The sequence below is a fragment of the Micromonospora acroterricola genome, from assembly GCF_003172955.1.
GTDB lineage: Bacteria > Actinomycetota > Actinomycetes > Mycobacteriales > Micromonosporaceae > Micromonospora > Micromonospora acroterricola.
Genome location: NZ_QGKR01000055.1, coordinates 1 through 5,180, shown reverse-complemented (window position 1 = coordinate 5,180; position 5,180 = coordinate 1). Strand labels below are relative to the sequence as shown.

At 73.7% G+C, this 5,180-nt stretch carries 3 protein-coding genes; 2 read left to right on the top strand and 1 reads right to left on the bottom strand.

Features of this window, described 5'->3' with window-relative positions; genetic code table 11:
- Positions 1-31: 31 nt before the first annotated feature.
- On the bottom strand, positions 32-1,060 hold the full coding sequence (locus tag DKT68_RS00770; RefSeq protein WP_109815516.1) for a S66 family peptidase: 1,029 nt from the start codon (positions 1,058-1,060) through the stop codon (positions 32-34).
- Between the two features lie 84 nt (positions 1,061-1,144).
- Here DKT68_RS00770 and DKT68_RS00765 point away from each other — a divergent pair, with 84 nt between their 5' ends.
- Both DKT68_RS00765 and ppc read left to right on the top strand, forming a co-directional pair.
- Positions 1,145-2,158, top strand: coding sequence for a YhgE/Pip domain-containing protein (locus tag DKT68_RS00765; protein WP_109815515.1), 1,014 nt, complete (start codon positions 1,145-1,147; stop codon positions 2,156-2,158).
- A 128-nt stretch (positions 2,159-2,286) separates the two neighbouring features.
- Positions 2,287-5,073 carry a phosphoenolpyruvate carboxylase gene (gene ppc, locus DKT68_RS00760; protein ID WP_109815514.1) on the top strand — a complete coding sequence of 929 codons (2,787 nt, stop codon included), beginning with the start codon at positions 2,287-2,289 and terminating at the stop codon, positions 5,071-5,073.
- Positions 5,074-5,180 lie beyond the last annotated feature (107 nt).

The window sequence follows — 5,180 nt, the reverse complement described above, 5'->3', positions numbered from 1 at the left end:
GTGCGGGGTTGTCGGCGCGGGGCGGAGGGCGTCAGTAGCGGACCGCGATGCGCCGGGCCTCCGCGTCGACCAGCACCTCTCCGCCGTACGGGATGATCAGCTGCGGGTCGGTGTGGCCGACGTCGATGTCGAAGACCAGCACCGCGTCGGGGGCGTACTCGGCGCAGGCCCGGGTCACCGCCGCCCGTTGCGTCTCCGCGTACGTCCGGCGTTCGTCGAGGGTGTGCGGCCGGTCGAAGTCCCACGCCTTGGCCCGGCCGACCAGCACCGCCGGGAAGCCGGCGAGCAGGCCGCGCTCGCCGATGGTGCGCAGGATCCGGTACACCTCGGTGGCCGAGGGCAGTTCCTGCGAGGTCTCGATCAGCAGCACCGAGCCGGCCAGCGACGCCGTCGGGGCGACCCGGTCGGCGGCGAGCAGCCAGTTGAGCACCTCCAGGTTGCCACCCCAGGTGCGTCCGCGCACCACCCGCGCCGGCCCCTGCCAGTGCCAGCCCTCCCCCGGCAGCATCGCCGGCTCCTCGGTGAGCGTCGCCGGGTCACGCCAGTCGCGCGGCTCGTCGCCCCACTCGGTGGCCGGGGTGAGGTCGTACCAGTCGGTGGTGAAGAGCGCCGCGCGCAGCGAGTCGAACGTCAGCGGGTGCGGCGCGCCCGGCCGGCCGAGGTGCACCAGCACCGACCCGCCGTGGTACGCCACGATCCCGAGCCGGTGCAGGTGGTTGAGCACGTTGGTGTTGTCGGAGTAGCCGAAGTAGGGCTTCGGGTTGGCCCGCAGCACGTCGTCGTCCAGGTGCGGGGTGACCGTGATGAGGTCGTCGCCGCCGACCGTGGCGAGCACCGCCGTGATGCTCGGGTCGGCGAAGGCGGCGGTCAGGTCGCGCGGGTCGGCCCCCATCACCCGGGTGGTCGGGTACTCCACCGGCTCCAGGCCGAACTCCTCGCGCAGCCGACGCAGCCCCAGCTCGTACACGTGGGGGAAGAGCCCCGGCAGACCGGCGGAGGGTGACACGACGGCGACCCGGTCGCCCGGCTTCGGTTTGATGGGATATCGCGGCGCATCCATGATCGAACGGTAGCGGTCGGGGCCAGCGGATTTCCGCCCGGAGAAACGCCACAACCAGGGCAAAAGCCGCCCTAGGCTGGCCTGGTGGACGAGGCGCCGGAGGTCCGGGTACGCGACTCGCTGCCCCGTACCGTCGGCCTGCTGCTCGGCACCCTGGTGCTGGCCGCCGCGTTCATCGCCGCCTACGTCGGCGCGCTGCACCAGCCCAACGCCCGCGACGTGCCCGTCGGCGTGGCGATGGGCGACCAGCCCGCGCGCACCGTCCTGGCCGCCGTCCGCGAGCGCACCCACAAGATCAAACCCATCGAGTACGACGACTCGGGCGCCGCCGACGACGGCCTGACCAGCCGCGAGGTGTACGCGGTGCTCGGCTCCGCGCCCGACGGCGGGCTGGTCCTGACCACCGCCAGTGCCGGCGCCCCGGCCGCCACCGAGCTGGTCGTCCAGGTGCTCACCAGCGCCGCCCAGCAGGCCCGGCTGCCGCTGCGGGTGACCGACGAGGTGCCGGTGGCCGGCAGCGACCCGCGCGGGCTGGTGCCGTTCTACCTGGCCGTCGGGTACGTCCTCGGCGGTTATCTGGCGTCGACCGCGCTCGGCATCGCCGTCGGCACCGCCCCGCGCACCCTGCGCCGCGCCGGCCTGCGGATCGGCGCCCTCGCGGTGCACAGCGTGGCGCTCGGCATCGTCGGCGCGGTGATCGTCGGGCCGGTGCTGGACGTCTGGGACCACGACGTGCCGGCCGTCGCCGGCGCCGGCATGCTGGCCGCCTTCGCCGCCGCGATGGTCGCCGCCGCGGTCCAGGGCTGGCTGGGCGTGCTCGGCACGGGGCTGGTCATCCTGCTGCTGGTGGTGCTCGGCAACCCGGGGTCCGGCGGCATCTACGCCCCCGAGTTCCTGCCCACCTGGCTGCGCGGCATGCACCGGTGGAACGTGCCCGGGTTGGCCACCGACCTGATCAAGTCGGCGGTGTACTTCGACCGGCGCTCGATCGGCTGGCCGGTGACCGGGCTCGCGCTCTGGGCGGTCCTCGGGCTGGTGGCGTTGCTCGGCGCGACCCTGGTCCGGGGCCGCCGTGCGCCCGCCCGCCGGGCGACCTGAGCTGATCACCGAGGTGTTCCGCGTCACGGCGCACCATCCGGAGAGCCCCTCCTGCCATCCGGCCCCGCGCGGATACCATCCAGGGAGTCGGACAGCGCTGTCCTTCGTACTCACGTAAGGAGCGCATCGTGACCGACCAGCACGACCACGACGGCCCGGACGCCGCGCTGCGCGCCGACATCCGCCGACTCGGCACCCTGCTCGGCCAGACGCTGGCCCGCCAGGAGGGCCGCCCGCTGCTCGACCTCGTCGAGGAGATCCGCGCCCAGGTCCGCACCGACGCCCCGGCGGCCGCGCAGCGGCTCGGCGGGCTGGACGTGACCACCGGCACCAAGCTGGCCCGCGCGTTCTCCACCTACTTCCACCTGGCCAACATCACCGAGCAGGTGCACCGCGCCCGGGACCTGCGCCGCCGCCGCGCCGTGCAGGGCGGCTGGCTGGACCAGGCGGCCAAGATGATCGCCGAGCGCGGGGTGCCGGCCGAGGAGATCGCCGCCGCGGCCCGCCGGCTGGCGGTCCGGCCGGTCTTCACCGCGCACCCGACCGAGGCGGCCCGCCGCTCGATCCTGTCCAAGCTGCGGGCCATCGCCGACGAGCTGGACACGGAGACCGCCAACGCGATCCTCTACGGCGCCAGCGACGAGGGCCCGGCGAACCGCCGGCTGGCCGAGCTGCTGGACCTGATGTGGCAGACCGACGAGCTGCGGCTGGACCGGCCCGACCCGACCGACGAGGCCCGCAACGCCATCTACTACCTGCGCGACCTGTACGCCGAGGCCGCCCCCCAGGTGCTCGACGACCTGGCCGACACGCTGCGCACGCTCGGCGTGGAGACCTCGCCGACGGCCCGCCCGCTGAGCTTCGGCACCTGGATCGGCGGCGACCGGGACGGCAACCCATTCGTCACCCCGGCGGTGACCCGCGACGTGCTGGCCATCCAACACGAGCACGGCATCGCCGCCACCGAGAAGGCGATGGACCACCTGATCAACGAGGTCTCGGTCTCGCGTCGGCTACGCGGTGTGTCGCTGGATCTCTCCGCCAGCCTCGCCGCCGACCTGGACGCGCTGCCCGAGGTCGCGCCCCGGTTCCGCCGGGTCAACGCCGAGGAGCCGTACCGGCTCAAGGCCCGCTGCGTGAAGGCGAAGCTGGCCAACACCCGGCAGCGGTTGCGGCAGGGCACGGCGCACGTGCCGGGCCGGGACTACCGGGGCTCCGCCGAGCTGATCGCCGACCTGGAGCTGCTGCGCGCCTCGCTGGCCCGCAACTCCGGGCAGCTCACCGCCGTCGGCCGGCTGGCCTCCACGATCCGGACGGTCTCCGCGTTCGGCCTGCACCTGGCCACCATGGACGTCCGGGAGCACGCCGAGGCCCACCACGCCGTGCTCGCCCAGCTCTACGGTGCCGTTGGCGAGATCTCCGACTACCCGGCGCTGACCCGGCTGGAGCGCACCAAGCTGCTCGCCGACGAGCTGACCGGCCGCCGGCCGCTGTCCACCGTCGACACGCCGCTCTCCGAGCCGGCCCGCAAGACGTTCGACGTGTTCGGCACCATCCGCGAGGCGCAGGACCGGTTCGGCGCCGAGGTGATCGAGTCGTACATCATCTCGATGACCCTGGGCGTGGACGACGTGCTCGCCGCGGTGGTGCTGGCCCGCGAGGCCGGGCTGGTGGACGTGCACAGCGGGCGTGCCCGGGTCGGGTTCGTGCCGCTGCTGGAGACCCCGGCCGAGCTGAACGCCGGCGGCGAGCTCCTCGACGAGTTGCTGTCGCTGCCCGCGTACCGGGCGCTCGTGGCGGCCCGGGGCGACGTGCAGGAGGTGATGCTCGGCTACTCGGACTCGAACAAGGAGGCCGGGATCACCACCAGCCAGTGGTCGATCCACCGGGCGCAGCGGGCGCTGCGTGACGTGGCCGCCCGGCACGGGGTGCACCTGCGGCTGTTCCACGGCCGGGGCGGCACCGTGGGGCGCGGCGGCGGGCCGACGCACGAGGCGATCCTGGCGCAGCCGTACGGCACGCTGGACGGCGCGATCAAGGTGACCGAGCAGGGCGAGGTGATCTCCGACAAGTACACCCTGCCCTCGCTGGCCCGGGAGAACCTGGAGCTGACCCTGGCCGCGGTGCTCCAGGCGACGCTGCTGCACACCGGCCCGCGGCAGCCGGCGGAGATGCTCGAACGCTGGGACGCCGCCATGGACGTGGTCTCCGAGTCGGCGTTCCGGTCGTACCGGTCGTTGGTCGAGGACCCGGACCTGCCGGCGTACTTCTGGGCGTCCACCCCCACCGAGCTGCTCGGCGCGCTCAACATCGGCTCCCGGCCGGCGAAGCGCCCGAACACCGGCGCGGGGCTGTCCGGGCTGCGGGCCATCCCGTGGGTGTTCGGCTGGACGCAGACCCGGCAGATCGTGCCGGGCTGGTTCGGCGTCGGCTCCGGGCTGGCCGCCGCCCGGGAGGCCGGCCTGGCGGACGTACTGGCCGAGATGAACCGCAACTGGCACTTCTTCCGCACGTTCCTGTCGAACGTCGAGATGATGCTGACCAAGACCGACCTGAGCATCGCCCGCCGGTACGTCGAGACGCTGGTGCCGAAGAAGCTGCACCCGATCTTCGAGCAGATCGAGCAGGAGTACGAGCTGACCAAGCGGGAGGTGCTGGCGGTGACCGCCTCGCCCGCGCTGCTGGAGAACTCGCCGGTGCTCCAGCGCACCCTGGCCGTGCGGGACACCTACCTGGAGCCGCTGCACCACCTCCAGGTGGCGCTGCTGCGGCAGTACCGGGAGTCCGGCGCCGCCGGGCGGGCGGTGGCCACCGCGCCGGGCGGCCGGCGTGCCCCGAGCGACGGTACGGCCCTGGAGCGGGCGCTGCTCACCACGGTGAACGGCATCGCCGCCGGGATGCGCAACACCGGCTGAGCGAGGGCACAACGAGACAGGCCCCGGTCTTCGCGACCGGGGCCTGTTCGCGTGTCACTCAGCGGCGCTCACCAGTCGCCGCCACCGAAGTCCCCACCACCGAAGTC